Genomic DNA, 26,113 nt, shown 5'->3' with positions numbered 1-26,113 from the left:
AGTTCATCTACCCCGCGATTGAACACGTCACACCACAATCTCCGTCACGGCTTCCCGCATGGCGTCAGCAACAGCATCGAAGAATCCGTGAAAGTCTTGCAGGCGAATTATCAAAAGTCGCTTGTGCTCGCGGGGAGGAGTCAAGTCCTTCAGAGTGACCCGGTCTCTCCTCGCATCAAAGGGTACTTCATGTACGATAGACGGCACGTAACACCTTTGCTTCAGAACGGAATTGGCCACTTGTCCGGCGAGCTCGGCCGAAAGGTACCCTTCCAGAGCCATGAGCTCTTGCCTCAAGTGGCGCAGATGATCTCCCGAATCAAGGCTCTTGAATATTTTCGCTGCTTGAGTCAACTGCCCACTGCCATCGAGGCGGGACGCCTTGCTCTCCCCTATCGCTAGAGATAGAACATCCCCACGCACGTAAAGAGCCACAGCATCAAAACCCTGCTGGGTCGGAATGGGATGCATCTGACGCAGCGCGTGAATACGTCCGCCAAGCAGCTCTCCGGGATCCCGGTTTTGCAGTATCAGAAGCACATGGAGCAGGCCCTCAGCGAGCCATGCGTTCCTTTTCGTGTCACGGAAGAGGATCTCGCCGTCCGTGACGAATGAGTTGTTTGCCCCGATCAGTTCAACTACGTCGCCCGCAAGCTGTTCCCGATCGTCCGCCCCTCCCACGAGAAGAGCGGCTGCAAGACTGACATTGCACCTCACCGCGCCGAGGAGCAGGCCCACCAGCACCCTGCCGAGACTCCTTGCCACTTCCGACGACTCAACCCCCGACACGACCAGCGCCGTATGGGACGACGGCTCGGGCAACGCCCTCAACCTCACGGATGCCGCTATTTCATCCAGCGCTGCCTCAACCAGCTGAAGAGACAAGCCCACCCCCGACTGTATGCCTCCGACAGCCATACCATACGTCCACAGCTGTGAAGCTCTCCGCTGTCATCACGCACTGCTCGAGGAGAGATGACCCGGCCCCTCACGCGCCGCGGCGTGAGCGGCCGATGTGCACGGGGACCTGGCCGACGATAGTCACCCAGCGGTTCCCGGATTCGCCCCAATAAGACACGGGCCGACGAGACACGGGGACGGTGCGGCGTTCGCCCGGCCGCAGGGTGCCTTTGGCGAAGCCGGGAGGGTTCGCCACTGCCTCTATGTCTCTCAGTGCGCCCTGTTTCCGCAGTTCAGCCCCGATTGTCAGACCCGCCCCGTAGCGTTGTCCGTCCCACTCGTAGCGGCTGCGGGGAGTACTGATGGACGACGACCTTCAGATCGACAGCGACGAAGACCTCTTCCGCAACCCCGTCTACTACGAACCGGCCGGCCGCAACCTCGACCTGGACCGCCCCGACCTCGGCGTCCCGCAAGGCCAAGACCTCCTGAACATGCTCCTGCGCATGCGAGGACGTGTCCCCATCGAAAAGCGCGGGCTCATCTGCCCCGACTGCCGGGACCTCCGCGGTCGGCGCGTCTCCATGTACCTCGTCCAGCGTGACGGCGTATGGCTTGCCTCCCACTACCGGAAACCCGGAGAGAAGCCCATTAGCCACGAGTCCGACGAGCATCTCGCCCGCAAGGAACGCGTGGCGAAGGACTCCGAAGATCACGGCTTCCACGCCGAAATCGAGTCGCAGACCGCCGACGGGCACGCACGCCTCGACGTACGCATCAGCGGCGCGAACGGCATCGTCCTGGGCTACGAGCCTCAGTTGAGCGCCCAGTCAGCCCGCGGAATGCGTGCACGGGAGGGGTTCCGTCGCCGCGGTGGTATCCAGTCGGTCTGGGACTTCGCCGACCCCGACCACGCAGGCATCGGCACCGTCCCTTACGTCCGCACGCCGAACCTGCCGGCCTCTGTCATCCGCGTGCAGAAGAACCCCATGGCGGTCCAGGACGGCAACTTCGTCCTGGAGGAGGGCCAGTGCAGCCAAAACGGCACGCTCACCCGGTGCCCGGAGAAGCCCTACAACCCGGAGAACCCCACCGACGCCGGGTACTGCGGGGGCTGGCACCGCGTCCTCGTGCCCGCCCATCAGTCGAGCACCTTCACAGGGGAAGGCCGCCTGACCCTCACCCAGTTCATAGTGGAAGCTGCGGCCGGCGAGCGAATCCCGTTCCAACGGGGCGGCCACCACGGTTGGCTCCCCGCACGGCAGTGGCAGCAATACCTCGAGGCGAACGGGCCCCACTCGGACGACAAGGAGCGCCAGTCATCTGTACGACAGGGGGACCGGCGCGACAGATGCACCGAGGACCGTCCGGCTTCGGAGGAGCGGGTTGAGCCGAAGCAGAGACGTGGTAGCCGCGCAATCGTCCTTGAGTCCCGCCCCCGGGAAGCCGAGGCCGCCAAGGTGCCGGTCGACGCGCAGGGTCAAGCGATCCCGCTCTGCCGCTTCGGCTGCGGTCAGCCCGCCAGCCTCCCAGGACCCGAAGGGCTGCCCGAGCACTTCTCGTGCCGCAGGAAGCATGAGGCGTGATCTGTCGGCCACCACTGCCCCCGGCTTCATCACCTGGTGTCAGAGCCCCCTGAGCCTACTCAGGGCGCTCTGACTTACGCCTTGCGCTCACCCGCTCAGCGCAGGCCGCTGCCCTGCACCCGCAGACAGCTACTCAACGTGCCTTTGTCAGCAGCTGCAGGGGCGTGATGTCCCGTGCCACCAGCCCCGCCGCAACGTCCCTTCCTGGGGAGAATCTGGGGAGTATCGGCGGGCCTGGGGAGCGCGTGGGGAGAATCGACCGCGTAACACAGCACGATCCCGAAAGACGCTGAAAGACTTATCCGCGCAGGTCAGGGACGGGTGCAGCCGCATCGATGCAGGTCAGCGCCACCAGGTAGACAACTTCATGACGTACGTGCCGAGATCGTGGGTAGGCGAGGTCGCCTGGCTCTGGTGGCGCAGCATGGTGACCAACCAGCACAGGTGGGGCCGGCCGGCAGCAGCCTCCGCCGCTCGGCACGCCAGATGTCATCGGCAACAACGACATGACTCATGGTTGGAATCCTCTACGGATTAGCCACTCCCGGGCTGATACTGACCCTGCAAGTGCAGCGGCGCGGTTCAGACGCTCGGCGTCGTGGATATCGCCGTTGAAGAATCTCAGTTGGGCGAGCCCATGCAGGGCGTGGCTGTTTCCGGCCGCCACCGCTGCGTGTGCCAGGCCCTCGGCACGCTGATGGTGACCTTGTCCTTCGCTGTGCCATGACATCCACTCAAGAGCCTTCGGGTGCTTTGCAGCGGCAGCCGCGCTGTAGAAACACATGGCAGTGGCGTGGTCACGGTGGTCTGATCTTTCGCGCGCGAAGGCCACCAGGACATCAGTATGGCCGTGACCAGCGATGCGTCGGCACAACCGTTCCGCATCATCGGATGCTCCGGCAGTGACACGCAACTGAGCAAGCGCGAGGGCGGCGGACGGGCTTCCGTACTCTGTGAGGGCGGTGTGCGCTAGACGCTCTGCCGCGATCCGATCGCCGCGGGCTTCGTGGTACGCAGTGAGCCACCGCGCGGCGACTGGGTCTCCAGTGTCGGCGGCCCATGAGTAAATGCGTGCGGCCGAATGGCGCATGCCCAGCGTCAGCAGGTGGTGAGCCAGGCTGCGCTGACCGTTTCGGTTACCGCTCACCTCGTACGCCCGGCGAGCCAGGCGCTCAGCCTCTTTGTAGTGGCCGGCAAGTCCGAGAGCCGCAGAGAGCTCGCCAAGGAGGAACCCGTCGAGACAGTGCCCCTCAATGATCTGTTCCGCCCGCTCGAAGCGTCTGAGGTCAATGAGGCGACGGGTGAACCAGTGAAGCACGCTTACGTTGCCGCACTCCGCCGCCTTCAGATAGAGCTGTTCACAGCTCACCACTCCCAGGCGACGCGCGGCCTGTGCGAGTTCCCGCGTGTCCGTGTCTGTACGCGAGTGTGCCGCTGCTGCCACCCACAGAGAGGGAGCAGGATGTTCCCTCTCTCTAGTTGCCCGGCTCTTCTCATGGAGGAAGTCGGCAAGTTGATACAACGGGCTGTCGGTAGATGGCTCGTAGGGACGAGGCCGATGGCGCATCAGCGGCCCAGGAAGCTGACGATGCGGTCGAAGGAGCTTGGCCAGGTGGGAGGCGAACCAGTCCTCGTCCAAGCTGTGCCATGTGGAGTCATCCACGTAGCCCTCACAGGCAACCCGCAAAAAGCTTTCAGACAGCAGGGGACCATGTCCACATCGGCGTGCGTCCATGGCGGCGTGAAGAATGGCACGGGCCGCCCCTTTCGGACTGCTCGTAGCGTCGCCATAGATGTGGGGCTCCAGCAAGGAACTGAGCGATGCGTCCACTGGCAGCACGGGTTCGGGCCAGCGTCAGGCGCGGGTCGGAGTTGACTACAGCCTCAGCACGGGCCAGCTCCGGTTCACTGAACGCGGCAGGCATCCGAACAGTGACCGCCAGGTCAGCAAGCTGACCCACCGCGCCCATCCCAGTGTCCAGGTGGTCATCGTCCTCGACGGAGCACTCCGTCAGCTTTTCCCAGAAGCTCGGCCACATGGTGCCCAGGACCAGAACGGGCCCGCGCTGTTGGTTCGTCAACAGGTCCTGCAAGCTTGCTGAGACCTGTGCGGCGTAGTCCTTGACCAGCAAGTAAAGGTTTGCTTCGTTCAGCCACAGCACGGTTCGTGGCTGCAGCACACCCTCCTGCAACGCATGCAGGAGTGCCGCCGGCCGATCCGGAGCCAGCGGATGCACAATCTTCCAGTCTGGGAGTTCAGCCCGCACTGCTTCCCAGCAGGATCGTGTCTTGCCTGTTGAGGAGCCACCAACCACCATCACCAGTCGGCTCCCGTCGACCGCCTCAGCTACCTCGCGCCGCAGCTCGTTATCAACGCTGGCCGGACGGGCGATGTAGGGAGGGAGTACCGCTAGCGCACCAGGGGCTCCACCCATCTCCAAAGCGGGATGCACCTCGAAGCGCAAGGCGTCAATGGGCTCCAGTTCCCCGACCACGCGAACCTGGTGTGAGGCACCGACCCGCTGCAACCCGGCCGGCGGATCACTGCGCAACACGATGCCACGAGCCTGCAGTGCGGTCCGCAACATGGCAGCATCAATCACACCAGCCCGCGGCCCCCACTCCTGTGCCAGCGCCTCGATCATCCGGTACGCCACAGCGGCGTCATGTTTGGTCTCGGCCGCAAGCACCCGGTCATTCAACAGAGCGCACAAGTAGGGATAGCGCGGACTGACTTGCTCGGTAGGCTCAATCTGCACGACGAGACGTCGAGCGATTCGGAAAGCGCTTAGCTCCACCAACTCCTGTTCGGGAGCAGCCTCACTTTCTGCAAGTACGTCACGGACGGTGTCCGCCAGGTGTTTCCATACCCGACGGTGCTCCTGTCCCAAGCCCGGCAGGATTCTCAGAAGGTCGTCTACGCCTTTCTGCGCAGCAGCGTACGCAGCCAAGCTCTGCAGCACCTCCAAGCCATGCGAGGGGCCGGAGGCGGTCACACCTAGCCTGTGCCGGTCGGCATCTATTTCCCCACCAAACGACTCCAGACTCTCCACGCACTGCCGGATCGTCTTGCGCCAGGGATCGCTGCTGCGAGCGATCTCCAACGTTCGTTTGACCTGCCGTTCCACGGCCAACTCGTAAGGGCCCTCACGGTTGAGAACCACCACGTCGTCCAGAGGGAACTCCCTGCCCTGCTGCAGGCAGACCGAGTCCGGCACCACGTCTAGCCCCGGAACGCTCACGCCGCACAGCAGAGCGGCCAGATCCAGGGCCGCGACTCGATACTCATAGATCGTGCCAGCCCCACCCGTGCCAATCGAGGAAGCCCCTCTGCTCAACCTCTCACTCCCCGGTTAGATTCGCCGACCCGACTCCAAGGACGTTTATACCTACTGCCAACCCGGAGGCGCTGGGCTTCATCGGTTGCCCCCCCCCCCCCCCAAGGCCAAGCCAAGGTAGTCGAAGCCAACACCGCAGCAGCAACGCCTAGGAATACGTATCGGGCTGAGCAGAGCGGCCGCACGCCAGCTCTTCGCCGATCGGACTGGCTGCGTTCGATCGCGGTGAAGCGGAGCAGCCTTCTGATAGCGCAGATGGGCCGCAGCCTGCGGCTGGCCAGCCGGGCTCAGTCAGAGAGCGTGTGCGGGGGAAGACGCAGCCGCACGTCTCGTGGCCGATCGTGCCGGCGTGGGAGTTCTTCAGCCGGTGGGTTGCCCGCTCCGCGGTCCAAGTCCTGGCGATTTCCTCTCTCGTAGCGCGTTGGATCGAGGCATGCTCCGTGGAGACCTGTCGGCCCGCCCCTCGTTTGTGTGCCGGCTCACCGCCGCCACGGGCCATCGGTCAGGGCCCCACTCCGTGCCGACCAAGATCCGGGCCATATACGGACCAGCCGCCAGCAGCTTGGCCGAATCGTGGCCGTTTCCGCTGGTCAGCGGCCATGCGCGGCGTGTACCACCAGCACACGAAGAACATTCTTTGTTCTTACAGCCCTCAGAAACTTGGGTTCTTCTAGAGCCTGAAGTCAGCGAGTAGCTGTGGGGCGTTGCGTTCGACGAGCTGGGTCAGGCGTTGGTTCAGCAAATCGAGCATTCTCAGAGTCATATGGGTGGCCTGGGCCACCGCGTTCTCGCCCTCCTCGCCGTCGCCTGGCCCGAGGCGTGCGCAGGTGCTGAACAGCTCGTGGTTGCCCAGGCTGGACAGTCGTTCCCGCAATGCGGGATAGGCGATGGCCAAGACGGCTTTGAGCTGGTTGATCGCCTGGGTGCGGGCCTTGACCGCAGAGTCCGTGGCGAGCTTGAAGATCCGGGCGCTGTGCACCGGACCGTCGCCGGACTTGATCCAGGCCCGGGCACGGCCGCGCCGCGAGCGGGTCCGGCTTCCCCAGCAGTCGACGGGCCGAGCGGTCGGGCCGGTTCACTTCGACCACCTGAATCTGCTGGGCCAGCAGGTAGCGGGACAAGCCCGCGCCGAAGGTGCCGGCGCCCTCCACACCGGCCCGGCACACCGTAGCTCGCTTGCGGGCCCACCGGAGCAACTGTCGGTAGCCGGCCGCCGTGGCCGGAAAGGACTCGGTACCCAGGACCTTCCCCAGCAGGGGAACCACGGCGGCAACACGAACCTCGCCATGCGTGTCCACGCCCAGGACGACCTCGCCCGGAACGGGAGGATCCGTGGTGGAGGAGCTGCTGCGCTGTCTGGAACGCGGGATCAATCCGTGCGACGAAATGGGCCGAATCGAGAGGGGGACATAGCGTTGCCCTCATCTTCGTGCCATTCGCAGTGCGTTGCCCTCACAAAGCCAGCAGCAGAGTTCAGCGAAAACCACTGGCCCGGCTTCCCCGAAAGATCCCTGAATCCGGATGGATTCCAATCAGGGAGAAGTTCGATCTTGAGCTGATCATATTCATTCTCTACGTGCATAGCCTGTACATTTGAGAAGAGTACGTCGACGCGCCCAGGAAGTCCGCCCCCGACGCTCCTGAGGAGCAGCCGCGAGTAACTCACCGAGTAGTGCCAAAGCTCGAATGGTCTATCCCAGGACGCAAGCATGCTGGCCACTAACGCCCTCCGAAGAAATGGGACTGTTCGAAGATGTCATCCGAGATATCCTGTCCACCCTCGTAGAATCTCAATCGATTACTATCCAAGTTCCCCACCCGGAACGCCCGTTCCAAAAACGCCATTTCCCGTTGCGTTGTGTACCAGTTGTCACCCTGACCCTGCCGAACTGCATCGTCCAGACGCTGTACGGCGGTACCCTCACTCCCGTCAGTCATCTCGAATTGGTCGAGCCGGACGTGAATAGTCGTCTCGGGATGCTCATTCGCCACGTCGCGCACATTTCCCAATGCACCTTCAAGCGTGTCATTAAGGAAGTGAGTGTAACCGTTTTTGCTCGCGAACGACTCCAACCCACCTCCCTTCCTAATACCCAAGGCCACATTCGGTATGTCCGCGTTGCAGTTGTGAACCAAGATCGGCACGCCGCCCGCCAACACATAGTACGTGTGGAGCTGCTGAACGGTGAGGTTCCAGCGGTTGGCCGTGCCGGGGGTGAACTGGGTGGCGACGACGTAGGCGTGTCCGTTGGTGGCGGTGTTCAGAGCGTCGCCGTGGCGAAGTTTGCCGGCGGGGACCCAACTGTGGGTGGTGTCGTCCCAGAATGGATGGTTGGCAGTCGTGTGGAGAGTAGCGGTGTGGCCGTTCTTGGTGCGCACGGTCAGGTCGAGCAGGTCGTGGTCGTGGTTGATCCACACATGCGTGACGGTTCGTGTGCCTTGGTGCTTGCCGGTCTTCGAGTCTGCGGCTTCGACCTTGTCGCCGGGCTTAATGTCACCGATGGGCTTGGTTTTGCCGTTGGCTATGAGCACCGGAGTGGCGGGGGCGAAACTGCATTTTGGAGATTCGACCAGGGATCTGGCCTCCGCGGTTTCGGCTTCAGTCTCTGCGCCTGCGCCTTTCGCCACGAGGATCAGGGCGGCGTCGAACAGTAGCTTTCCTGTGCCTTCGGCGCTTCTGCCATGGGCGAAGTCACCGTAGATCTCAGATCCGCGTCCCACTACGGCGTTGGAGGCAGCGAGGGAGGGCTCGAACTGGGCCAGTAGCTGCATGCAGTTGTCACCACTGGTGACGCACTGCTTGTCCGCCTGGAATTGACGGTACGGGGCGGCCAGCATGTTGACGACGGTCTTCTTGGTCTCGTTGGCCACAGTGTGGAATACCGTGTCGAGCCAGCTACCACCGTGAGGACTGCTGGTATGTGTCCCACCTTGAGAGCTAGTGATAATGGGGTCGAGCGTTTGCGCTGACTTGGTGCCGTCTCCGCCGCCCTGCGTCCAGTGCAGCATGAGTCCCGTGGGGTCGCTGCCGGTGATCGGATTGTCGGCCGCGTAGGTGTAACCACCCAGTTGCTGGGGACTCGTAGCCTCGAAGATCGGGTCGGCGCTGATGAAGCTGCCGGTGCTGGGGTCGTACTTGCGGGCTCCGATGTCGGTATAGCCGGTGCTTTTATCCTGGGGTGCACCGAGGTAGGAGTGGGTGGGGTCGGGCCAGGTGACAGTGTTGGCGCTGGATCTGGGCTGCCCGTAGGGGGTGTACTGCTGGCGGGCGACCTGCTGGGTGGTGGTGTCCATCGCCAGGGTCGAGGTGCCGTGGGCGTCGCCGAAGAGGTACTTGACTCCGCCACCGGTGAGGCTGGACCGGATGGCGACAGGGTTTCCTGTCCCGCCGTGGCGGTAGGTGCGGATTGCGCCGAGCAGCGTGTTGGGAGTGACGCTGGTGTTCACGACTATCTCGGTGTCGCCGGCGAAGAGCGTGGTCTGGCCGGGATCACGGCGGATGAGTTGCTTGCCGTCGGCGTCGTAGAGGTACTTCGTCGTCGTGGAGCTGGCGCCGGTGGTGTCCACCTGGGCCAGGTGACCCTCGTCGTCCCAGGTCAGTGTCTGACCTGGGCCCGTGCTCGGGGTGCGGGTGTGCAGGTTGCCGTCGTCGTCGTAGGCGAAGGTCGTGGGATTGGTGCCGCCGGTGGTCGCGGTCAGGGTATGCGGCTGAGTGCCGGTGGGGTTGCAGTTGACGGTGCAGCCGTCAGCGTAATTGGTGGTGGACGTGGTACCGGTGGTGCCGATGGCGTGGTCGACGCTCTGGTGTCGGTTGCCAATGGCGTCGTAGCTGAAGCTCTGCCAGTAGGAACCGGGTGCCGTGGTGAGAGTGCTGCTGGTGGGCGGGTTGGCGTTGCAGCTGTCGTTGGCGGTCCAGGCGTCGGTGAGTCGGTCCAGGGCGTCGTAGCTGTAGCACTGTTGGTCGGTGACGGTGCTGCCCGTCTCCGACTGCTCGTCCCTGATGGAGGTGGGGTTGCCGACCGCGTCGTAGCTGTACTTGGTGTCGTCGACGGTGGGGCCGGGTGCCTGCGTCCGGCTGATCACGCGTTCTTTCAGCCGAAGGGTCTGATCGTCGAAGTCGTAGGTGGTCACGGCAGGGTTGGTGGAGGCGCCCATAGTGACTCGGGACGGCATTCCGTAATCGGTGTAAACGGTCCCGGTGACGTACGAGAAGGCGCTGCTCCCGGTACCGGTTGGCATCCCCAGTGCGTCGCGGTCGTAGGTGATGACCTCGTTGTTGAGGCCCTGGGCACGCGGGTCGCTCTGCGTGGCAAGCAACTGATCGCGGACCGTATAGGTGTACGTCGTGGTGTAGGTCGAGGGCAGCGGTGTCTCGGACGCTGGGAGGCTGATCTTTGTGCCGGTCGGCCTGCCGAGCGAGGTGTAGCCGGTGCTCGCGACCGTGTATCGTCCGGTCACTCCCTGGACATAGCGGGTGGAGGAGGTCGGCAGGCCGACCCGCAGGGTGTCGTAGGTCCAGGAGGCGAACTGGAAGTTGGATTTGGCCTTGTCGGTGCCGGTGGATGGGTAACGCGATACCCTCCAGCACGCGATCTGTGGCGTTTCGTGCGATTTCCTCCCATAGGTCCGAGATAGCGTCAAGCTCACGAAGGGCGAGAGACGGTTCTCTCCGCCACAAATTGTGGGTGCGACCGGATCGATCGGAGGTGTGGTCGTGTCGGTCGACATGAGCACCGTGGACGAAGCGAAGTTGAACGAACTGCTCGGGAAGGTCGTGACCGATCTGGGCGCGGTCGCGGCGGCGCCCCTGGCCCTGCTCGGGGAGAGGCTGGGGCTCTTCCGGGCCCTCGCGGACGGCGAAGCCGTCACCCCGGGCGGGCTCGCGGAGCGCACCGGGACCACCGAGCGCAACGTCCGCGAATGGCTGGCCGCGATGGCCGCCAGCGGATACCTGAATCACGAGGGCGACAACCGCTTCCGTATGACACCGGAGCAGAGTGCGGTCTTCGCCGACGAGAACAGCCCGGCCTTCGCGCTGGGCGGGTACCAGGCGTTCCTGTCCTGCGGCTCGGCCGAGGAGCAGGACCGGCTGGAGCGCGCCTTCCGGGACGGTCACGGCGTCGGCTGGCACGAACACCACCCGGACCTGTTCGCGGGCACGGGCCGCTTCTTCCGTCCGGGCTACGCCGCGCATCTGGTGGACGAGTGGCTGCCGGCGCTGACCGGCGTGGTGGAGAAGCTGCGCGCCGGCGGCAGGGCGGCCGACGTGGGCTGTGGACTGGGGCACTCCACCATGATGATCGGCCAGGCGTTCCCGGACGCGCTGGTGACCGGCTTCGACAGTCACGTACCGTCCGTCGAGGCGGCCCGGGAGCTGGCGGCGGAGAGCGGTGTCGAGGGCCGGGTCTCGTTCGAGGTGGCCGGTGCGAAGGACTTCGCCGGTGGGCCGTACGACCTGATCGCGTTCTTCGACTGCCTGCATGACATGGGTGACCCGGTCGGCGCACTGGCGCACAGCAGGGAGCAGCTGGCCGAGGGCGGCAGCATCATGCTCGTGGAGCCGTTCGCGGGCGACCGGCTGGAGGAGAACCTCACCCCGCTCGGCCGCACGTTCTACAGCGCCTCGTCCCTGATCTGCACCCCGGCCTCGCAGTCCCAGGAGGTCGGCCGCGCTCTGGGCGCCCAGGCGGGCGAGGAGCGCACCCGCCAGGTCGCGTCGGAGGCCGGCCTGACCCAGTTCCGCCAAGCGGCACAAACCCCGTTCAACATCGTCTACGAGGCCCGCGCCTGACCGCGGAGCCCCGGCGGCCCACTCCCACCGGCCGCGCGGGAGTGGGCTGGTTCAGGCGTTGATCGTGGGCTGCTTCGAGCGCCGTTCCTCCGCGTCGACGACACGCTGCGGCCGGTCGAGGAGGCCGCGCTGACCGAATCGGAGGCCGATCGCCTGGGCGCCGGGGTGCTGGGCAACGAACTCACGGAACGGTTCCGCCGGGAGAGGCGGGTCGACTTCGCGTTCAGCTGGGGAAAGAAGGCAAGGTTGCGCGGGAACGCCTTCGCGCAGCGGGGCGCGTCGGCGTTGGCGCTGCGGATCATCCCGTTCGACGTGCCGTCGTCCGAGCAGCTCGGGCTCCCCCGGTCGTCATCGGGTGGGCGGGCCTGCCGCGCGGGTTCGTGCTGGTCACCGGGCCGACCGGGTCGGGGAAGTCGACTAGCCTGGCGGCGCTGATCGACTACGTCAACACGCACCGGTCGGTGCACATCCTCACCATCGAGGACCCGATCGAGTACCTGCACCGGCACAAGTGCTCGGCGGTCAGCCAGCGTGAGGTCGGCACCGACACCGACTCGTTCCCCGCCGCGCTGCGGTCGGCCCTGCGCGAGGACCCCGGCGTCCTGCTCCTCGGCGAGACGCGCGACCCGGAGAGCATCTCCGCGGCCCTGACGATCGCCGAGACCGGGCACCTGGTGTTCGCCACCCTGCACACCAACGACACGTCACAGACGCTGGACCGTATCGTCGACGTGTTCCCGGCCGAGCAACAGCCGCAGTTCCGGTTGCAGTTGGCGCACACCCTGGTCGGCATCCTCAACCAGACGCTCATCCGCCGGACCGGCGGCGGCCGGGCGGCCGCCTTCGAGGTACTGGTGGGCACGTCGGTGATCCGCAACCTGATCCGCGAGGGCAAGACCCGCCAGATCCGCAACATGATCTCGACCGGCCACCGTGAGGGCATGCAGACCCTCGAAACCAGCCTCAACACCCTCGTCGCGACAGGCGCCGTCACCTACGAGCGGGCCGTACAGCACACGGCCCACCCCGAGGACATCCGACGACCGTACGTCCCGGTCGGCCCCATCTGACCACCCAGCCTCCATGTTACGGTACTGAGTACCATATGGAACTCGGTACCGAAGGAGCCTGCCATGGGCAGCCGGACGATCGTGTTGACCGGAGTGACCCGCGGTTTCGGCCGCGAGGCCGTCGAGTTGCTGATGCGGGAACGGCCTCAGGACCACTACGTCGTGCTGGCACGCCGGGGCGGCGAACGTCTCGCCGCGGAACTCGTCGAGACCACCGGTGCTACCGGGGTCACGGGCGTGGACTGTGACCTCGCTTCGCTCGCCGAGATCAGGCGAGCGGTGGTGGAGATTCTGCGGGGGCTCGACACCGGACGCCTCCCGCCCCTGGGTGGCTGTCTCGGCAACGCCGGCCTGACGGTCACGACGACCGGGAATCGCACCACGGACGGGTACGAGATGACCTTCGGGGTCAATGTGCTGTCCCACTACCTGCTCGTCAGGGAGCTGCTGCCCCGGTTCACCGGTCCGGGCTGGATCGTGCTCACCTCGAGCGACTGCCACTTCGGGCAGTTCCGCCACACGCTCGGCGCCACACCGCCGCCGCGCTGGGAGACGCCGGAACGACTGGCCACGCCCCGTACCGGTGGAGCGCGGGAGGCCGGGCGGGCGTACGCGACCAGCAAACTCGGCGTCATCTACCTGACCCACGCGCTGGCCCGCCGCCTGCCCGACAGCGTCGGCGTCTACTCCTACAACCCGGCGCTCGTCGCGGGCACCGATTTCTTCCGCCACGCCCCGGGGCCCGTGCGGGGCGTGCTCAACGGAATCTTCCAGCTTCAGCGACTCCTCGGCCGGGGCATGACGCCGCAGCAGGCGGGCGCCCGGCTCACCGAGACGATCCTGACCGGACTGACCGCCCGGACCGGGTCCTACCTCGATCGCGGCCGCGACGTCCCGTCGTCGCCGGAGTCGCACGACGAGGCCCGCGAGGAGGAGTTGTGGCGCGAGGCCGCCCGCCTCGTCGACACCGACCGGCGGGTGGAAGGGGCGGATATCCTGGCTGAATGAGCGTGAACGAGTTTCCGGTGGAGTCATTGCGGGACCGCAAACGCCGCCGGACCCGGGAACGGATCATCGAGACAGCCTTCGCGCTCTTCATGGAGCGGGGGTTCGATGTCGTCACCGTGGACGAGATCGCCCAGCGGGCCGAGATCGGCCGCACCACCTTCTTCCGCTACTTCGGCGACAAGCAGGAAGTCGTCTTCTCCACCGAGGACGACTTCCTGCACGCGCTCACCGCGGCCATGCGCGATGCGCCCGCCGAGCCGCCCCAGGATCTCGCGCAGGCACTGGCCACATCGCGGCGGCTGCTGCGCGCGATCTGCACCGAGGCCGCCCGCGACCCCGGCCATTACGCGGTGTACCACCGTCTGGTCACGCAGCACCCCGAGCTCGAAGACCGGCACACCCGCAAGACCCGGCACTACGCCGACCTCCTCGAGAAACACCTGATCGACCACGGCGCCCCGCCCGCCACCGCCGTCCTCGCCGCCCAATTGACCCTCGCCTGCTACCAGGCGGCGTGGCGCCTCGGCGGCCACGACGCGACGGCGGTGCTCCGCGAGGCGAATGACGCCTTCGACCTCCTGCTGGGCACCACCGCCACCTGACCGGCGGCCCCACCTTCGCTCTGCCGGGACATGCGCCGCCTCTCAGCGGGCTCGATCACCAATCACAGCGCCAGTCCTAGACGCCCCGCCCAGCAGCAACGCATGACGCGCGGCGATACGGACCAAGATCCGGACGCGCTTCCGCCAAAGAGCCGCCAGGGGCTGGCGCCCTGGTAGGCGCGGTCGGTTAGGACGGGGACGCCTTGTCGCTCGCAGATCCGGGTGATCCTGGGTGCGGGCTGCGGTCAAGTCGTGTGCACGGCCCGACAGCGCGGGCGAGATACACAGCACCCCGCCTTCGCGATCGGTGACCACCTCGACGTTCACCCCATGTCGACGATGCTTGGCCGAGTAGTCGCCCCGGCTGTCACCGACGCGGTCGTACTCGGCGAGAGTGCCGTCCAGCAGGACGAAGTCCGGATCATTCTCACGCAGCGCCTTCAGAAACACGACCAGGGAGAAGATGCCCTAGGCGGCTGGCAGAGTGGCATCGTGCCCTCGAAGAAGAAGCATGACCAGCCACCCCTGCTCTACGCCGACGCCATCGACATACCAGTCCTCTTCCGTAACGGCCCCGGAGGCCGGACCAAGGGTAAATGGCGCCAGGACGACCTCGCCGCTTGGACGGGCGTCGGCTTTCCCGGCGACGACGGCTGGTACCTGCCGACGACGACCTGGAGGGAAATCCTCAGGGCCGCGGTCAACGTCGGCCGTGATCTCTCCCCGTGGCTGGATAGCCCGCACTACGCCGCACGGGAGATCGCCGCGCGCATTGCTCCGATGGACACGTACATGGACCTTCACGAAGGACCGAAGCTCCACCCGTACAACGTAGGCCGCCGCCTGACCTCGAACGTCATACTGCAGGAGGGGACAGAGTCCAGCGCCCGCGGGGCGTTCAGCTATCGCATGGGGATGACCATGGCCGAGTGGGCCTGCCGCTCCCTGATGGGGCTGGGCCAGACCTGGCACATCGAGGACAAGTGGCCGCTGGGAATCACCGACCCCGCTCAGAACGTGAAGACAGTGAAAGGGCAGAAGAATCCGCGGCCGGACCTCTGGGGTCGGCACGACGGCGAGGACCGTCACTGGCTGATCGAGGCAAAGGGCGGCGACATCCGGCCGGACCGGCTCGATCGCGGTTGGGAACAGCTGAAGGGGGGCTGCGCGGTAGTCCACCCGCATGGACTGGACCACCGCTTGGTCCTGTGCGGGACGGGCCTCCTGCGTCACGTGACCCCGAAGAACGACCTTTTCGTCACGATCCGCCACGAACACCACCTGGGCAAGCCCACAGGACAGTCCAGCCCGCCGACCGGCTCCTCGCCTGAGCCTCCCAGGCTGCTCTCAGCGGAGGAGAGCCTGGACGAGGACGAGAGCGGCACCCACCTCCTGGACTTCGCTCGCTCCCAGATGCTGCTCTTCCAGTCGCTGCGTGCCATGGCGATCACCGCCTTCTCGCAGCTGCGTCTCGTGCCTGTCGCTCACAACCGCGCGCAGCGTCGGCGGACTTCGGGCCTGCTTACCCTTATGGAACACGACGATGCGACGCGCCAGGGTCGAGATGCCCTGCGGGAGCGCCCCGGAGAGCCCTCCGACGAGCAGGCGCGGGAGGTGCACCTGGAGGGCTTCCTCACTGCTCGCATACCGGGCACCGAGGTCACCCTTGGCATGTCTCAGCGACTCTACGCTGCCTGCGAGTCGCTGTACTGGGCCGACCGGGACATCGCCGCGCACACACCGGGACTGCGTGCCGAGGACCTCGGCGTGACCGACCTCGGCGAAGGGGAGATCGACCGGAGGGTGATGGCCGCCCGGCGCGAATACCGTGAGCGTCAGGAGGACGCGCGACCCCGCCTCCAGCGCCAAGTGCGTGACGCGTTCACCGAGGCCGACGACCAGCCCTGGAGTTCGCGGATGGGCGGGAACCCAGCCTTCGAACTCTCCCCCGGCACTCTGGAATCCACGACGCCAGAGACCTATTTGGCCATCAATCCCACGGAGATCATTCGCCGCCAGCACTAAGAACCCCTGACAGTGGCCGCAGGAGTCAGCTCCTCGGGTGCAGGCTGCGGTGGGGCGCCACGATGCTCGCGCTCAGCGCCCTCGGCTTCCTGAAGGGCCACGTACCGAACGAGCAGTCGGTGACCCGACGCGTCCTCCACGCCTTCGTCGCGCACCGTCCGGCGCGGCCCGTCACCGTACGGGAGGACGCGGTGGCCGACGGCATCCTCACCCTGCGCGAACTCGACATCCTGCGCCTGCTCGCACAGGGCATGAGCAACGGCGGCATCGCGTCCGAGGTGTGTATCGACCCGTCCACGGTGAAGTCCCATCCCGCCCGGATGCTGCGCAAGCTCGGCGCGGCCTCACGTCTCCAAGCGGTCGTCTGGGCCTACCAGAACCGGGTGGCCTCCCTGCCGGAGTAGGAACGTATCCATGTACCGGTGACACCAGGGTCGTTGGGGCCTGGTTGCGAGACCGACGCCGGCGGATTCCTGACCAATGCTGATCACACGCACCGACCGGACCGTGCCCATCACCGTGTTCGCGAGGACGTCGGTCTCCCCCGGAACCGCGTTCTCCGTCATCGCCCCGATCGATCTCTCCCTGGTGTTCAAGGCGGACCGCCTCTTCCCCGGCGTCAGCCACATCGAGTGCCAGCACGACACATGGGGCCGCGCCGGGGTAGCCCGGGAGCCACACTTCACCGATGGATCCCACGTCACCGAGCGGCTGACCGAGTACACGGCACCGCATGGCTTCGCCTACGAACCCACCGGGTTCACCAACGCGCTCAACGGCCTGGCACAGGGCGTCCGCGGCGAGCTGGTCGACATGACCGAGGGTCGGGACCCTCGGTAGTCGCGGGGTCCAACTCTGCCGCCCTGGCGGAATCGCTGCAGCCGGGGCCTTTGTCAGTGCGCCGCATTAGGCTCGCTAGCTGAGACCAACAGGGGGAGATACATGTTCGACCGTCCGCTGCCCGCTGACACCCCGCTTGGCCCGTTTCAAGGCCAACCAATTCCCGTCTTCTCGGCGAAGGGCAAGAACTCCAAGTTGCATGCCCGCCGCACCTGCACTCGGCTGCGCGCCGACGGAGCCGTTACGTCCGAGGTGCCGCTGAACGCCGACACGATCGGCCGGATGTGCTCCAGCTGCGCATTCCAGGGCGACTGGGGGCGCCCTGACAGCGGCGTCGGCCTCTTCCTGCGCGCGTTGGGCGGCATCGGTCTTCTCTACCAACTCCAGCGGTACACCGAGACGGACTCGGACTGCACGATGGACCAGAAGGAGGTCGAACGCGCGGCCGAAGTACTACGCACCGAACCCATTGCGGAAGAGGACGAGGAGCATGACGACGAGGACTGGGAGGTCCGCGACGCTGCCGAGCGCCTCCGCGAAGAGGTGGTGTGCGCGTGGCGTGATGCCGCGCGCAGTCTCCACCTCGCCCAGGTGACCGTCGCCGCGTTCCCCTGGCTCGCCGACTGGGCCGGGCCGAAGGTGGCTCTGAAGGAGCAGTACCTGGAGACGCTGCGCGGGCTGGCGGCACTGTTCGTCACCCCCGCAGGGCTCCTGGCTGCGGCGGCTGCTGCGAGCATGGACGAGCCTGAGCTCCCCTCCGGCGAAAGTGCGTTCGCCGCCATCGGCGACAGCACGGAGGTGGCCAGGCGGCTGCGGTCGATGTGGTTCGGCTGGCAGAGCAAGGCTCGCACCAGTTGGGGCCTCCCCGGCGACTCCTTGTTCGTCCACGATGTCGTTCACGGCATCCGCCAGAGCCGTAAGGGGTACGCCGAAGCCCGGCTTGCGGTAGGACAGTTGCTGGTCTCGTGGGAGGACGAGGCACGCCGTGTCGCCAGTGCCGCGGACACCGGGGCAACGGTGGCAGTGACCGTGCGCCTTCCGGAGATCCAGGAAGACGAGACTCACTGGCAGCGCCGCCATGAGAGGGGTCTGCTGGCCGACCTCGACGACTGGATGATCGGGGTCCTCCTAATCCATCTCACCGGCACCGACTGGGGCCACCGCCAGCTCACCGTCCGCGTGCCGCGGCTCATAGCCGACCGGCTTCTCAGCCGGTCCTCGCTCCTGCACTGCGAGCCCGAGGCCGCCGCAGCCGTGGCCGAGGCGAGCCCGCTGAGCCCCGGCGTCTTCGACGACACGGCCGTGCACCAACGTCGACCACTCACCGCAGACCACCTGCGGTTGCTGCGCTCGATAGGGACCGCCGAGGACGAGTTGTACATCGTGTTCTCCACGGACGGCGGGACAGAGGTCCTGCTGTTCCCTGAGCTCGAGCGGCGGGCCACCCGTGGCTGGAGGGGTGTTCTCATCGCCAGCTCGGCGGACCTGCCTGCCGCTCTGATCGAACCATGGTCGGGCGAGCTAGGTCAGCGGCCCGAAGACCGGGACAGGTGGTGGCCGGAGCGGATGCGCAATGCCGACGACCCATTGTTCGGTGAGAGGCTCGGCCTGAACTCGGGCGCTCAGCAGGCCGCGTGGATGGTGTTCGGTGACGACGCGAGGCAGCGGGAGCGCAATCTCCGTCTGCTCGCGGTGGCCCGTGGCGTCCGAGACCTCCGCAGTCTCGATGCCGGATACGACCAGGTCGGACGCTCCCGCGGGCTCCCCAGCGCGGTGTGGCACGGGCTTCTCGCCCACGGCGGGGACTTGGAACTGGAGCCGTTCGAGGCACCTGGGCGCAGCGGGTGGAAGCCCGGTGGCAGCGGTATCCCCCTCGGCGTCCTCGCGGACGTCCAGGTGTACGCGGCCAACGCCGACCCCCGGTTCCAGGGCAAGGGGCACTCCCCCTTCTGCTCCCACACCCGCGAACGGGGCGTCGTCGCCGACGACGACCTGCTCACCGTCGCAGACCTGCTCAGCGGCAAGGACTTCGACTGGTGCAGCAAATGCTCGGGCTACGCGATCCGCCGCCTGACTGACGCGCAACTCGCCCACTACCGTGCCGCCCACAGGCTCCACGACATCGCGCAGCAGCTGGACCCCGACCGTGGTGGATACGACCCCGGCCGTTTCGAGCAGCTCGCCGGGCAGCTCCGGGGGCTCGAGAAGTGGGACCCCGAGGGTGAAGGCCGTCCCTATAGCGAGGACGCCCGCCAGTGGCGCCGTATCGTGCGCGAACTGCTGTCCCGGGGCCATTCCGGCCGCCCCGACAGCAACTGAACCTCCTGCCTGCAGAAAAGACGAGGATCCCATGGACAGCGCATCGGAAAGCACTCTGCCGCCGCACGCACTCGATGCTCGGCTGCTGAGGCGGCTCACCACACCGCTGCGGCTGGCCGGCTGGAGCGAGGAGGAGCAGTGGTACGGGGAAGAGGAGCTCCCGGCTGATGTCGCCCTGTCGGTGGAGCTGTCCCGCTCGAATTTCCACCTCCACGTCAGCTGGTACCCCGCCGACTCCCGCCTCGTCGTCGATGACCCAACCGACGGCTGGGACTGGACCGAGAGCCTGCCCCCGCTGTTCCCCCTCGACGAGCCGCTCAGTATCGACCTGAGCGCCCATCCCGCTCAGGCAGCGAAGGCCGAGGCCGCCCGTCGCGCCTTCGCTGCGGCTGGGCTCCTTGACGCGACCCGGATCCACCTGCCCGAGGACGCATCGGCGCTGCGCCTCGACCTGGTCCTGCTGCTCTGGGCCGACCACATCCACGACACGATTCGTCGGCACCGTCGACGCGACGACGGCCAAGCCGCGATCGAGGCGCTCGGTGAGGAGTTCTCCTGGCGGATGAGCAGCGGACTGCGCGCTTATCCGGTGATCGTCCCCGACGCGGTGCCAGCCGCGGCGGCCCGTGGCATCGCCGAATGGTGCTGGCGGCGCGAAAGTGACGTCGAGAAATGGCACTTCAAGATCGACGACATCGCCATGGCGCGCGCCAACATCGCGGCCACCCGGGCCGTCCTGCCCCACGTCCACCCCGACGGCGTCGACTGGCCGGCCGTTCGCCTCTCCCTCACCGTGCCTTCCCGTCGGCTCGCGAACGGTCAAGCCCTGCAGGACATCTTCGAGGAGGGATGGACGCCGATCCTCGCATCGATCCACCGGGAGATCGACCTCTGGCAGCAGGTCGACGAAAAGCTCGGACCAGAAGCCGCACTGCGCCTGCTCTCCATACACGGATCCCGCACCGAATCGATCGGCGAATGGTGGGGATCCGGCTGGTACGAGACGATGGTCCGCCGTGCGGTTGTCCGTGCGGCGAGCGATGGGAACCTGCCCACGGTCGTGCCCAGCGTTTTCCCCGATGTGGACCAGTTCGCCGGAGTGGCGGCCGGACACCCCGACCTCCTCGACGACGACACCTTCTCCTGGCTCACCGAAGCCATTTTCAAGGAAGGCTCTTTGCTGCGGAGCGACCGCTTGCCGTGCCCCACGGCAGTGACGCTTCCGGACTGGGCCGTGCAGGATCTCCTCAGCCTCCTCCAGCCTGACGACGAAGCGACAGAAGCCCCAGAGCAGCGAACTGGCTCAGAGCGGCGAGCGGTAGCACCGCCCGGGGCGTGATGTGCCTCGCGGCCTATCAGCGGTCGCCCGGTTGCGATGCCGCTGCGCCCCCGCCGCTCGGAGTCGCCACCGCCGCCCCCGGGGCGAGGTCCTCGGCGGAGTCGCCGGACCTCGCCACCAGCCAGTACAGCGTGGCCGGTACGGCGAGGCCAACGATCCAGGAGATGTCCGCGCCTCCGAGGGGTGCGACGAGTGGGCCGGTGCAGAACGACGTCGCCAGGAAGGGGAGTTGGGTCAGGACGCCGACCGCGTAGACGATCAGGGCGTCGGCCCGCCAGGCGCCATAGCGGCCGTGTGGGTCGAAGAGGGCGGGGATGTCGTAGCGCTCGCGGGAGATCAGGTAGTAGTCGACGAGGTTGATGGCCGACCAGGGCGTGAAGAAGGTCAGCAGGAACAGCAGGAAGTCCTTGAACGAGACCAGGAAGCTGTCCTTGCCCAACAGGGCCAACGCGGTGCCGGTCACCATGATCACGGCGATGTACGCGGCCCGGCCGCGCGGCGACAGCGTCCGCTGGCCACGGAAGCCGCTGATCCCCGTGACCATGGAGATGAAACCGCCGTAGGTGTTGAGGACGTTGATGGTGAGCTTGCCCAGGGCGATGACGAAGTACAGGAGCGACGCGGCCGCCCCGGCGCCGCCGAGCGAGACGACATAGCCGACCTGGTCGTCGAGGAACCGCTCCCCCGCGCTTGTCGCCACCAGCACGCCGAACGTCATGGACCACTGGGAGCCGAGTGCCGAACCGGACAGCGTCCACCAGAACGTCGCCCGGGCACTGGTCGTGCGCGGCAGGTAGCGCGAGTAGTCGGCGACGTACGGGCCGAAGGCGAGCTGCCAGGACGCGGAGAGCGACATGGCCAGCAGGAACATCGGCAGGGAGAAGTGGGCGTCGCCGAGCAGCGCGCCCATGTCGACGCGGTCGAGCAGCCGGACGCCCAGGAAGACGAAGGCGACGGCGCAGACAGCGCTCGCGACTCGGCCCAGTACGTGGATGACGCGGTAGCCGATCGCGGCCACGACGGCGGTCAGCACGGCGAAGGCGACGATGCCCGTGGTGTCGTCGGTGTGGGTGAGGCGGGCGGTGGCCTGTCCGGCGAGCACGCTGCCGCTGGCGAAGAACCCGATGTACATCAGGATGACGAGGAGCAGCGGCACCGCGGCGCCCCGGACGCCGAACTGTGCTCGCGACTGGATCATCTGCGGGAGCCCGAGCCTCGGACCTTGCGCGGAGTGCAGTGCCATGACGGCGCCGCCCAGCAGGTTGCCCGCGACGAGCCCCACGAGCGACCAGACGACGTCGCCGCCGAAGACGACGGCCAGGGCGCCGGTGACGATGGCGGTGATCTGCAGGTTCGCACCCAGCCAGAGCGTGAACTGGCTGAACGCCCGGCCGTGTCGCTCACTGTCCGGCACCACGTCGATGGAGTGCCGCTCGATCATGCCGTCCGCCCCGCCGGGGCCGGCCGTGGTGCGCGCGTCCATGTGGTCGGTACGACCTGCCCTGGTCATCGTCTGCCCTCCGCGCGCTGGTCCACCCGCTCTGCATATTGGCATGCACACTCTGACTCGCTGAATGATTTGTCAATACTCTGCCGACCCGACAGTGATCAGCTCATGCCGCGTGAGCCGACCGGCCCCTGAGGATTCGGTCGGCTCACACGTGCCCGGGGCTCAGCTCGTCCGGCAGGTCAGGGCCGGTGCGGCGGCGCCGCCCGGTGCCGCGCCGAAGCCGAACGACGCGGTCGCACCGGGAGCGAGCGCTCCGTTGTGACCGGCATCGGTGTTGCCCGCCGCAACCCGCGCCCGCACGGTGTAGCCGTAGCTCGTGCCCGCGGTGAGCCCGGTGTCGGTGAACGAGGTGCCGGTGACCGAACCGGCCTTGGTGGTGCCCTGGTACACCTCGTACCCGGTCACGCCGGTGTCGTCGGTGGACGCCGACCAGCTCAGCGAGACCGAGGACGCCGTCGTGCCGGTCACGGTCAGCCCGGTCGGCGCGGAGGGTGCCGTGGTGTCGTCCCCGCCGCCCGAGCCGCCCGCGGCGAAACCGGGAGCCTTGATGCTCGCGAGGTAGCCGTCCTTGACGGTGTCCACGTTCTGCCAGTCGTCCTTCAAAATACCGCCGGTGTCACCGGAGTTCGGGTTCCAGGACCAGAACGTCCACTGGAAGCTGTCGGCGCCCGCAGTTTTGGTGGGGCGCAGGTAGTCGACGAGGGCGGCGAGCCACTTCTGGTCCACCTCGCGGGGGCGGCCTGCGCGTAGACGGCGGTGAGCGGGACCAGCGCGGAAACCGCCAGCAGCAGGGCGACCAGGGTGTGTCGGAGGCGGCGTACGAGCCGGTGCCCGCCCGCGCCCGCCGACTCCGGGGCACCCGCTCACGCTCGGTCTGGCCGAGAACCGGGCGGCGTCCGGGTGCCTGCGACCGTGCGAGCGAGGATGCCGAGCGTGGCACGCAGACCGGGGGGTGCCCGAACGGCAGTCCCGCCAGCGTGGACAGGTTCGTGAACGGGGAGACGCTGACCCACCCGATCACCTGGGTGAACATCGGCTTCCACCACGTCGCCCGGGACGAGGACCAGCAGCCGATGCCGGTCGAGCGGATTGGTGACGCCGATTCAGCTGCCTGGAGCGTCCCGACGGACGAAGGCGCCGGGGTTGACCGGCGGTCACAGGCTCGCGAGCAGGCCCCCCTCGACTCCCGCTCCCACACCGCCGGAGTCCGCCCGTCCGGACGTCTCCACTCCGGCGCGGGCACTGGACTGGATGCGCACGGAACGCTCCAACCTCCTCGCCTGCGCCCACGACTCGGCCGAACGCGGCTGTCCCGACCTCGTGCCGTTCCTGCAGAGCCTCAGCGGGGTGCGATACCTCACCGGGCAGGACGAGACGGCAGCCGACCTCGCACATCAGGCACAGACCCTCTGCCAGGAACTGGGCGACCGCCTCGGCGAGGCCCAAGCACTGTGAAGCCTGGGAGCCATTCGTCGCCTCACGGGAGACTACGAAGCAGCCGCCGACCTGGCACAACAGGCGCTGGTGCTGCACCAGGAACTCGATGACCGCCTCGGCCAGGCACACGCGCTGCAGAGCCTCAGCCGGGTGCGATACCTCACCGGACAGCACGAGACGGCAGCCGACCTCGCACGCCAGGCACAACTCCCTTATCAGGAACTCGGCGACCGTCTCGGGGAGGCCGAAGTACTCAACAGCCTGGGCAACCTCCTGGGCATGACCATCGGGCCGGCTGAGGCCCTTCCTCTGCACCGCCGGGCGCTGCACCTCGCGGGCCAGGTTCAGAGCCCGTTGGAGAAGGGGCGGGCGTTGGCAGGAATCGCCCGTTGCGCGGAAGGCGCGGGAGACTGGCAGGACGCGCACGCAGTACTCACTCAAGCAGTGGAGATCTTTCGGAGCATCGGCGCGGCCGAGTTCGCCGCGGCCGCGACCCACTTGGCCGCTCTCGACAGCGAGCACGGTTTCCCATAGCCGTGAGCTGCTTTCGCCGACACGGTTCTCGCGCAGGCACCTTCCGGGCAACCCCGCTGCCCCGCCACTGCCTCGGGCGTCCTGGTGGGCGCGGTGCCGGGGCGGCCACCATGGAGCCACGCGAGGGAAGGTGCGAGATGGCGACACACCAGCGGCGGGGCCGGCAGGGTGGGCGGAGTGACGAGACGGCCGGGGGCCGGAGTGCGGCTTCGGTGACCCGGACGGATGCCGTCGTCGCGGCCGGGCCCGAGCGGGCGGTGAGTCCGGGCAGTGTCGCGGCGCTCCAGCGGTCGGCCGGGAACGCCGCCGCGGCGGCTGCCGTGCAGCGGTCCTCGGTCCATCGGGTGTTGCGTGGGGCCGGGCGTCCGCTGGATGCCTCGGTGCGCGGGGAGATGGAGGCCCGGTTCGGTACCGGGTTCGGGGACGTGCGGGTGCACAGCGGGCCGGACGCGGAGCGGTCCGCCACCGAGATCGGCGCCCGCGCCTACACCGCGGGCAGCCATGTCGTCCTGGGGCGCGGCGGCGGTGACAAGCACACTCTCGCGCACGAGTTGACGCATGTCGTGCAGCAGCGGCAGGGGCCGGTCTCCGGTACCGACTCGGGGCACGGGTTCGCCCTGTCCGATCCCGGGGACCGTTTCGAGCGGGCCGCGGAGTCCAACGCGCACCGGGTCATGTCCGGCCCGGTGCCGGACCGGGACGACGCCGCCGGCTCGGTGCGGCGGGCTCCCGCCGCGGACCCCGCCCTGGTGCAGCGGGCGCTGAGCATGACGCTGGAGAACGCGCGCGTCTCGCACTACGGGCCGTCGAAGAAGGGTGCGGGAATCGCGCGGGACCTGCCGATCGAGCGTCCGCACGAGGTGAGCGGCCCGGTCCACAAGACCGGTACGAAGGGCAGGCCCGCCGCTCCCAACCCGATCGCGGTGCGCAAGCTCCAGCAGGCGTACAAGGCGCGGGCGGGCGCCAACAAGTGGAAGGTGCCCAGCGAGGCGGACGTGTGGCGGGACCTGTTCGGCGGGGCCGGGTACGACCGCGGGCACGTCATGGGTCTGGAGGTCGGCGGCGTGGACGACCCCAAGAACATCGTCCCGCAGTGGTCGCTCAACCAGGGCACCGGCATGTGGCGGCGCATGGAGCAGGCGCTCGCCGATCTCGACGCGGGCACCGTGCGCTTCGTGGTGCACTACGCGTCGGCGAACGGCAACCACCGTGCGGTGATGGTGCCGACGCGGATCGACGTCTACCACGACGGCGCGGCCTACAAGCAGTGGGAGAACGAGCCGGACACCAACGACCTGATCAGGTCCGGTGCCGACCCGAGCGACCTCTTCTTCTTCTACGAGAAGACCATGGACGACCTCGGTCACAGCTCCGGTGACACCCTGACGAGCGCGGAGATGGACACGTTCGCCCTGCGGGCGCTCGGCGCGGACCGGGCCGACATGCTCTCGCACAACGACTACCACGACGCGGTCGCCCAGGGCGGCACGCCGGCCACTGGTGCCGCCGACCAGCACGCGGCGGGCATGTCCAAGTCCACCATCCCCGCGGACCGCCGCAAGAAGCAGATCGAGCGGTACGTGGCCGCGGACCTGGTGACCCAGCACGGTACGGGGGACACGGCCACCTATACGCTGCGCGACGCTCCGGGGCCGTCGCCGGACAGTGACTCCAGCTCTTCGAGCAGTTCGGACGTGGAGATGTCCGAGGGGTCCCAGTCGCCGGGGCAGCCGTTCCTGACCATGACCTTCGACTCGCAGAGCAGCGGGGACGAGTACCAGGAGTCCGACGACCGGATGTCGACCTCTCCCTGA

At 67.3% G+C, this 26,113-nt stretch carries 20 protein-coding genes and 3 pseudogenes; 13 read left to right on the top strand and 10 right to left on the bottom strand.

The window, feature by feature from the left end:
- Positions 1-27: 27 nt before the first annotated feature.
- Together ACIGA3_RS14290 and ACIGA3_RS14285 are read right to left on the bottom strand one after the other, a co-directional pair.
- Positions 28-918: a hypothetical protein gene (locus tag ACIGA3_RS14290; RefSeq protein ID WP_399714555.1), complete on the bottom strand. Its 891-nt coding sequence runs from the start codon at positions 916-918 to the stop codon at positions 28-30.
- A gap of 70 nt (positions 919-988) precedes the next feature.
- Positions 989-1,156 (bottom strand): fibronectin type III-like domain-contianing protein, encoded by a 168-nt coding sequence (locus ACIGA3_RS14285; protein ID WP_399714552.1) that lies wholly within the window; start codon positions 1,154-1,156, stop codon positions 989-991.
- A 106-nt stretch (positions 1,157-1,262) separates the two neighbouring features.
- Between ACIGA3_RS14285 and ACIGA3_RS14280 the strand changes: the two genes are divergently transcribed.
- Positions 1,263-2,486 carry a hypothetical protein gene (locus ACIGA3_RS14280; protein WP_399714549.1) on the top strand — a complete coding sequence of 408 codons (1,224 nt, stop codon included), beginning with the start codon at positions 1,263-1,265 and terminating at the stop codon, positions 2,484-2,486.
- Positions 2,487-2,997: 511 nt separating this feature from the next.
- On the opposite strand, the gene ACIGA3_RS14275 is transcribed toward ACIGA3_RS14280, so the two are convergent.
- From ACIGA3_RS14275 to ACIGA3_RS14255, 5 genes and pseudogenes are all read right to left on the bottom strand, one after another.
- Entirely contained in the window at positions 2,998-3,855 is an 858-nt protein-coding gene (locus tag ACIGA3_RS14275; RefSeq protein WP_399714547.1) for a hypothetical protein, read from the bottom strand.
- 325 nt (positions 3,856-4,180) lie between these two features.
- Complete coding sequence (locus ACIGA3_RS14270) at positions 4,181-5,614, bottom strand: hypothetical protein (RefSeq protein ID WP_399714544.1); 1,434 nt, start codon at positions 5,612-5,614, stop codon at positions 4,181-4,183.
- An 880-nt stretch (positions 5,615-6,494) separates the two neighbouring features.
- The gene (locus ACIGA3_RS14265) at positions 6,495-6,803 is read right to left on the bottom strand and encodes a hypothetical protein (RefSeq protein ID WP_399715467.1); all 309 of its coding nucleotides are present in this window, start codon (positions 6,801-6,803) and stop codon (positions 6,495-6,497) included.
- 139 nt (positions 6,804-6,942) lie between these two features.
- Positions 6,943-7,089: pseudogene (locus ACIGA3_RS14260) on the bottom strand (IS110 family transposase); the annotation flags it as partial.
- Between the two features lie 454 nt (positions 7,090-7,543).
- Positions 7,544-10,552 carry a polymorphic toxin-type HINT domain-containing protein gene (locus ACIGA3_RS14255; RefSeq protein ID WP_399714542.1) on the bottom strand — a complete coding sequence of 1,003 codons (3,009 nt, stop codon included), beginning with the start codon at positions 10,550-10,552 and terminating at the stop codon, positions 7,544-7,546.
- Between ACIGA3_RS14255 and ACIGA3_RS14250 the strand changes: the two genes are divergently transcribed.
- From ACIGA3_RS14250 to ACIGA3_RS14235, 4 genes are all read left to right on the top strand, one after another.
- A complete protein-coding gene (locus ACIGA3_RS14250; RefSeq protein ID WP_399714539.1) occupies positions 10,539-11,615 on the top strand; it encodes a methyltransferase domain-containing protein in 1,077 nt (358 codons plus the stop codon). The genes ACIGA3_RS14255 and ACIGA3_RS14250 overlap by 14 nt on opposite strands.
- A 380-nt stretch (positions 11,616-11,995) precedes the next feature.
- Positions 11,996-12,685: a type IV pilus twitching motility protein PilT gene (locus ACIGA3_RS14245; protein ID WP_399714537.1), complete on the top strand. Its 690-nt coding sequence runs from the start codon at positions 11,996-11,998 to the stop codon at positions 12,683-12,685.
- Between the two features lie 63 nt (positions 12,686-12,748).
- Complete coding sequence (locus ACIGA3_RS14240) at positions 12,749-13,693, top strand: SDR family NAD(P)-dependent oxidoreductase (RefSeq protein WP_399714535.1); 945 nt, start codon at positions 12,749-12,751, stop codon at positions 13,691-13,693.
- Positions 13,690-14,295 (top strand): TetR/AcrR family transcriptional regulator, encoded by a 606-nt coding sequence (locus tag ACIGA3_RS14235; RefSeq protein ID WP_399714532.1) that lies wholly within the window; start codon positions 13,690-13,692, stop codon positions 14,293-14,295. The genes ACIGA3_RS14240 and ACIGA3_RS14235 overlap by 4 nt, the downstream gene beginning before the upstream one ends.
- Positions 14,296-14,450: 155 nt before the next feature.
- Here ACIGA3_RS14235 and ACIGA3_RS14230 read toward each other — a convergent pair.
- Positions 14,451-14,739, bottom strand: a pseudogene (locus ACIGA3_RS14230) (transposase family protein); the annotation flags it as partial.
- On the opposite strand from ACIGA3_RS14230, the gene ACIGA3_RS14225 reads away from it, so the two are divergent.
- From ACIGA3_RS14225 to ACIGA3_RS14205, 5 genes are all read left to right on the top strand, one after another.
- A complete protein-coding gene (locus ACIGA3_RS14225) occupies positions 14,626-16,320 on the top strand; it encodes a gamma-glutamyltransferase (protein ID WP_399715464.1) in 1,695 nt (564 codons plus the stop codon). The pseudogene ACIGA3_RS14230 and the gene ACIGA3_RS14225 overlap by 114 nt on opposite strands.
- A 62-nt stretch (positions 16,321-16,382) precedes the next feature.
- Positions 16,383-16,724, top strand: coding sequence for a LuxR C-terminal-related transcriptional regulator (locus ACIGA3_RS14220; protein WP_399714530.1), 342 nt, complete (start codon positions 16,383-16,385; stop codon positions 16,722-16,724).
- Positions 16,725-16,800: 76 nt separating this feature from the next.
- Positions 16,801-17,160 (top strand): SRPBCC family protein, encoded by a 360-nt coding sequence (locus tag ACIGA3_RS14215; RefSeq protein ID WP_399714527.1) that lies wholly within the window; start codon positions 16,801-16,803, stop codon positions 17,158-17,160.
- 102 nt (positions 17,161-17,262) lie between these two features.
- Entirely contained in the window at positions 17,263-19,479 is a 2,217-nt protein-coding gene (locus tag ACIGA3_RS14210; protein WP_399714525.1) for a hypothetical protein, read from the top strand.
- 31 nt (positions 19,480-19,510) lie between these two features.
- Entirely contained in the window at positions 19,511-20,818 is a 1,308-nt protein-coding gene (locus ACIGA3_RS14205) for a hypothetical protein (RefSeq protein ID WP_399714522.1), read from the top strand.
- Positions 20,819-20,834: 16 nt separating this feature from the next.
- On the opposite strand, the gene ACIGA3_RS14200 is transcribed toward ACIGA3_RS14205, so the two are convergent.
- Together ACIGA3_RS14200 and ACIGA3_RS14195 are read right to left on the bottom strand one after the other, a co-directional pair.
- The gene (locus ACIGA3_RS14200) at positions 20,835-22,259 is read right to left on the bottom strand and encodes a purine-cytosine permease family protein (protein WP_399715394.1); all 1,425 of its coding nucleotides are present in this window, start codon (positions 22,257-22,259) and stop codon (positions 20,835-20,837) included.
- Positions 22,260-22,490: 231 nt separating this feature from the next.
- Positions 22,491-23,051: pseudogene (locus ACIGA3_RS14195) on the bottom strand (fibronectin type III domain-containing protein); the annotation flags it as partial.
- A gap of 528 nt (positions 23,052-23,579) precedes the next feature.
- Here ACIGA3_RS14195 and ACIGA3_RS14190 point away from each other — a divergent pair.
- The 3 genes from ACIGA3_RS14190 to ACIGA3_RS14180 all read left to right on the top strand — a co-directional run bounded on the left by ACIGA3_RS14190 (position 23,580) and on the right by ACIGA3_RS14180 (position 26,113).
- The gene (locus ACIGA3_RS14190; protein WP_399715462.1) at positions 23,580-23,783 is read left to right on the top strand and encodes a hypothetical protein; all 204 of its coding nucleotides are present in this window, start codon (positions 23,580-23,582) and stop codon (positions 23,781-23,783) included.
- 3 nt (positions 23,784-23,786) lie between these two features.
- Positions 23,787-24,299, top strand: a complete 513-nt coding sequence (locus ACIGA3_RS14185) for a tetratricopeptide repeat protein (protein ID WP_399715391.1) — start codon at positions 23,787-23,789, stop codon at positions 24,297-24,299.
- 212 nt (positions 24,300-24,511) lie between these two features.
- On the top strand, positions 24,512-26,113 hold the full coding sequence (locus ACIGA3_RS14180) for a DUF4157 domain-containing protein (RefSeq protein ID WP_399714520.1): 1,602 nt from the start codon (positions 24,512-24,514) through the stop codon (positions 26,111-26,113).

The organism is Streptomyces sp. NPDC085596, from assembly GCF_044541565.1.
GTDB lineage: Bacteria > Actinomycetota > Actinomycetes > Streptomycetales > Streptomycetaceae > Streptomyces.
Note: the sequence above shows the minus strand (reverse complement) of the source record. Positions and strands in the feature narration are given on the sequence as shown.

Excerpts from the sequence above, each read along its gene's own strand:
- ACIGA3_RS14280 (WP_399714549.1), top strand. The coding sequence starts at position 1,263 with ATGGACGACGACCTTCAGATCGACAGCGACGAAGACCTCTTCCGCAAC.
- ACIGA3_RS14205 (WP_399714522.1), top strand. The coding sequence starts at position 19,511 with ATGGACAGCGCATCGGAAAGCACTCTGCCGCCGCACGCACTCGATGCT.
- ACIGA3_RS14210 (WP_399714525.1), top strand. The coding sequence starts at position 17,263 with ATGTTCGACCGTCCGCTGCCCGCTGACACCCCGCTTGGCCCGTTTCAA.
- ACIGA3_RS14215 (WP_399714527.1), top strand. The coding sequence starts at position 16,801 with ATGCTGATCACACGCACCGACCGGACCGTGCCCATCACCGTGTTCGCG.
- ACIGA3_RS14255 (WP_399714542.1), bottom strand. The coding sequence starts at position 10,552 with ATGTCGACCGACACGACCACACCTCCGATCGATCCGGTCGCACCCACA.
- ACIGA3_RS14290 (WP_399714555.1), bottom strand. The coding sequence starts at position 918 with ATGGCTGTCGGAGGCATACAGTCGGGGGTGGGCTTGTCTCTTCAGCTG.
- ACIGA3_RS14190 (WP_399715462.1), top strand. The coding sequence starts at position 23,580 with ATGCGCACGGAACGCTCCAACCTCCTCGCCTGCGCCCACGACTCGGCC.
- ACIGA3_RS14200 (WP_399715394.1), bottom strand. The coding sequence starts at position 22,259 with ATGATCGAGCGGCACTCCATCGACGTGGTGCCGGACAGTGAGCGACAC.
- ACIGA3_RS14225 (WP_399715464.1), top strand. The coding sequence starts at position 14,626 with ATGTCGACGATGCTTGGCCGAGTAGTCGCCCCGGCTGTCACCGACGCG.
- ACIGA3_RS14220 (WP_399714530.1), top strand. The coding sequence starts at position 16,383 with ATGCTCGCGCTCAGCGCCCTCGGCTTCCTGAAGGGCCACGTACCGAAC.
- ACIGA3_RS14240 (WP_399714535.1), top strand. The coding sequence starts at position 12,749 with ATGGGCAGCCGGACGATCGTGTTGACCGGAGTGACCCGCGGTTTCGGC.
- ACIGA3_RS14235 (WP_399714532.1), top strand. The coding sequence starts at position 13,690 with ATGAGCGTGAACGAGTTTCCGGTGGAGTCATTGCGGGACCGCAAACGC.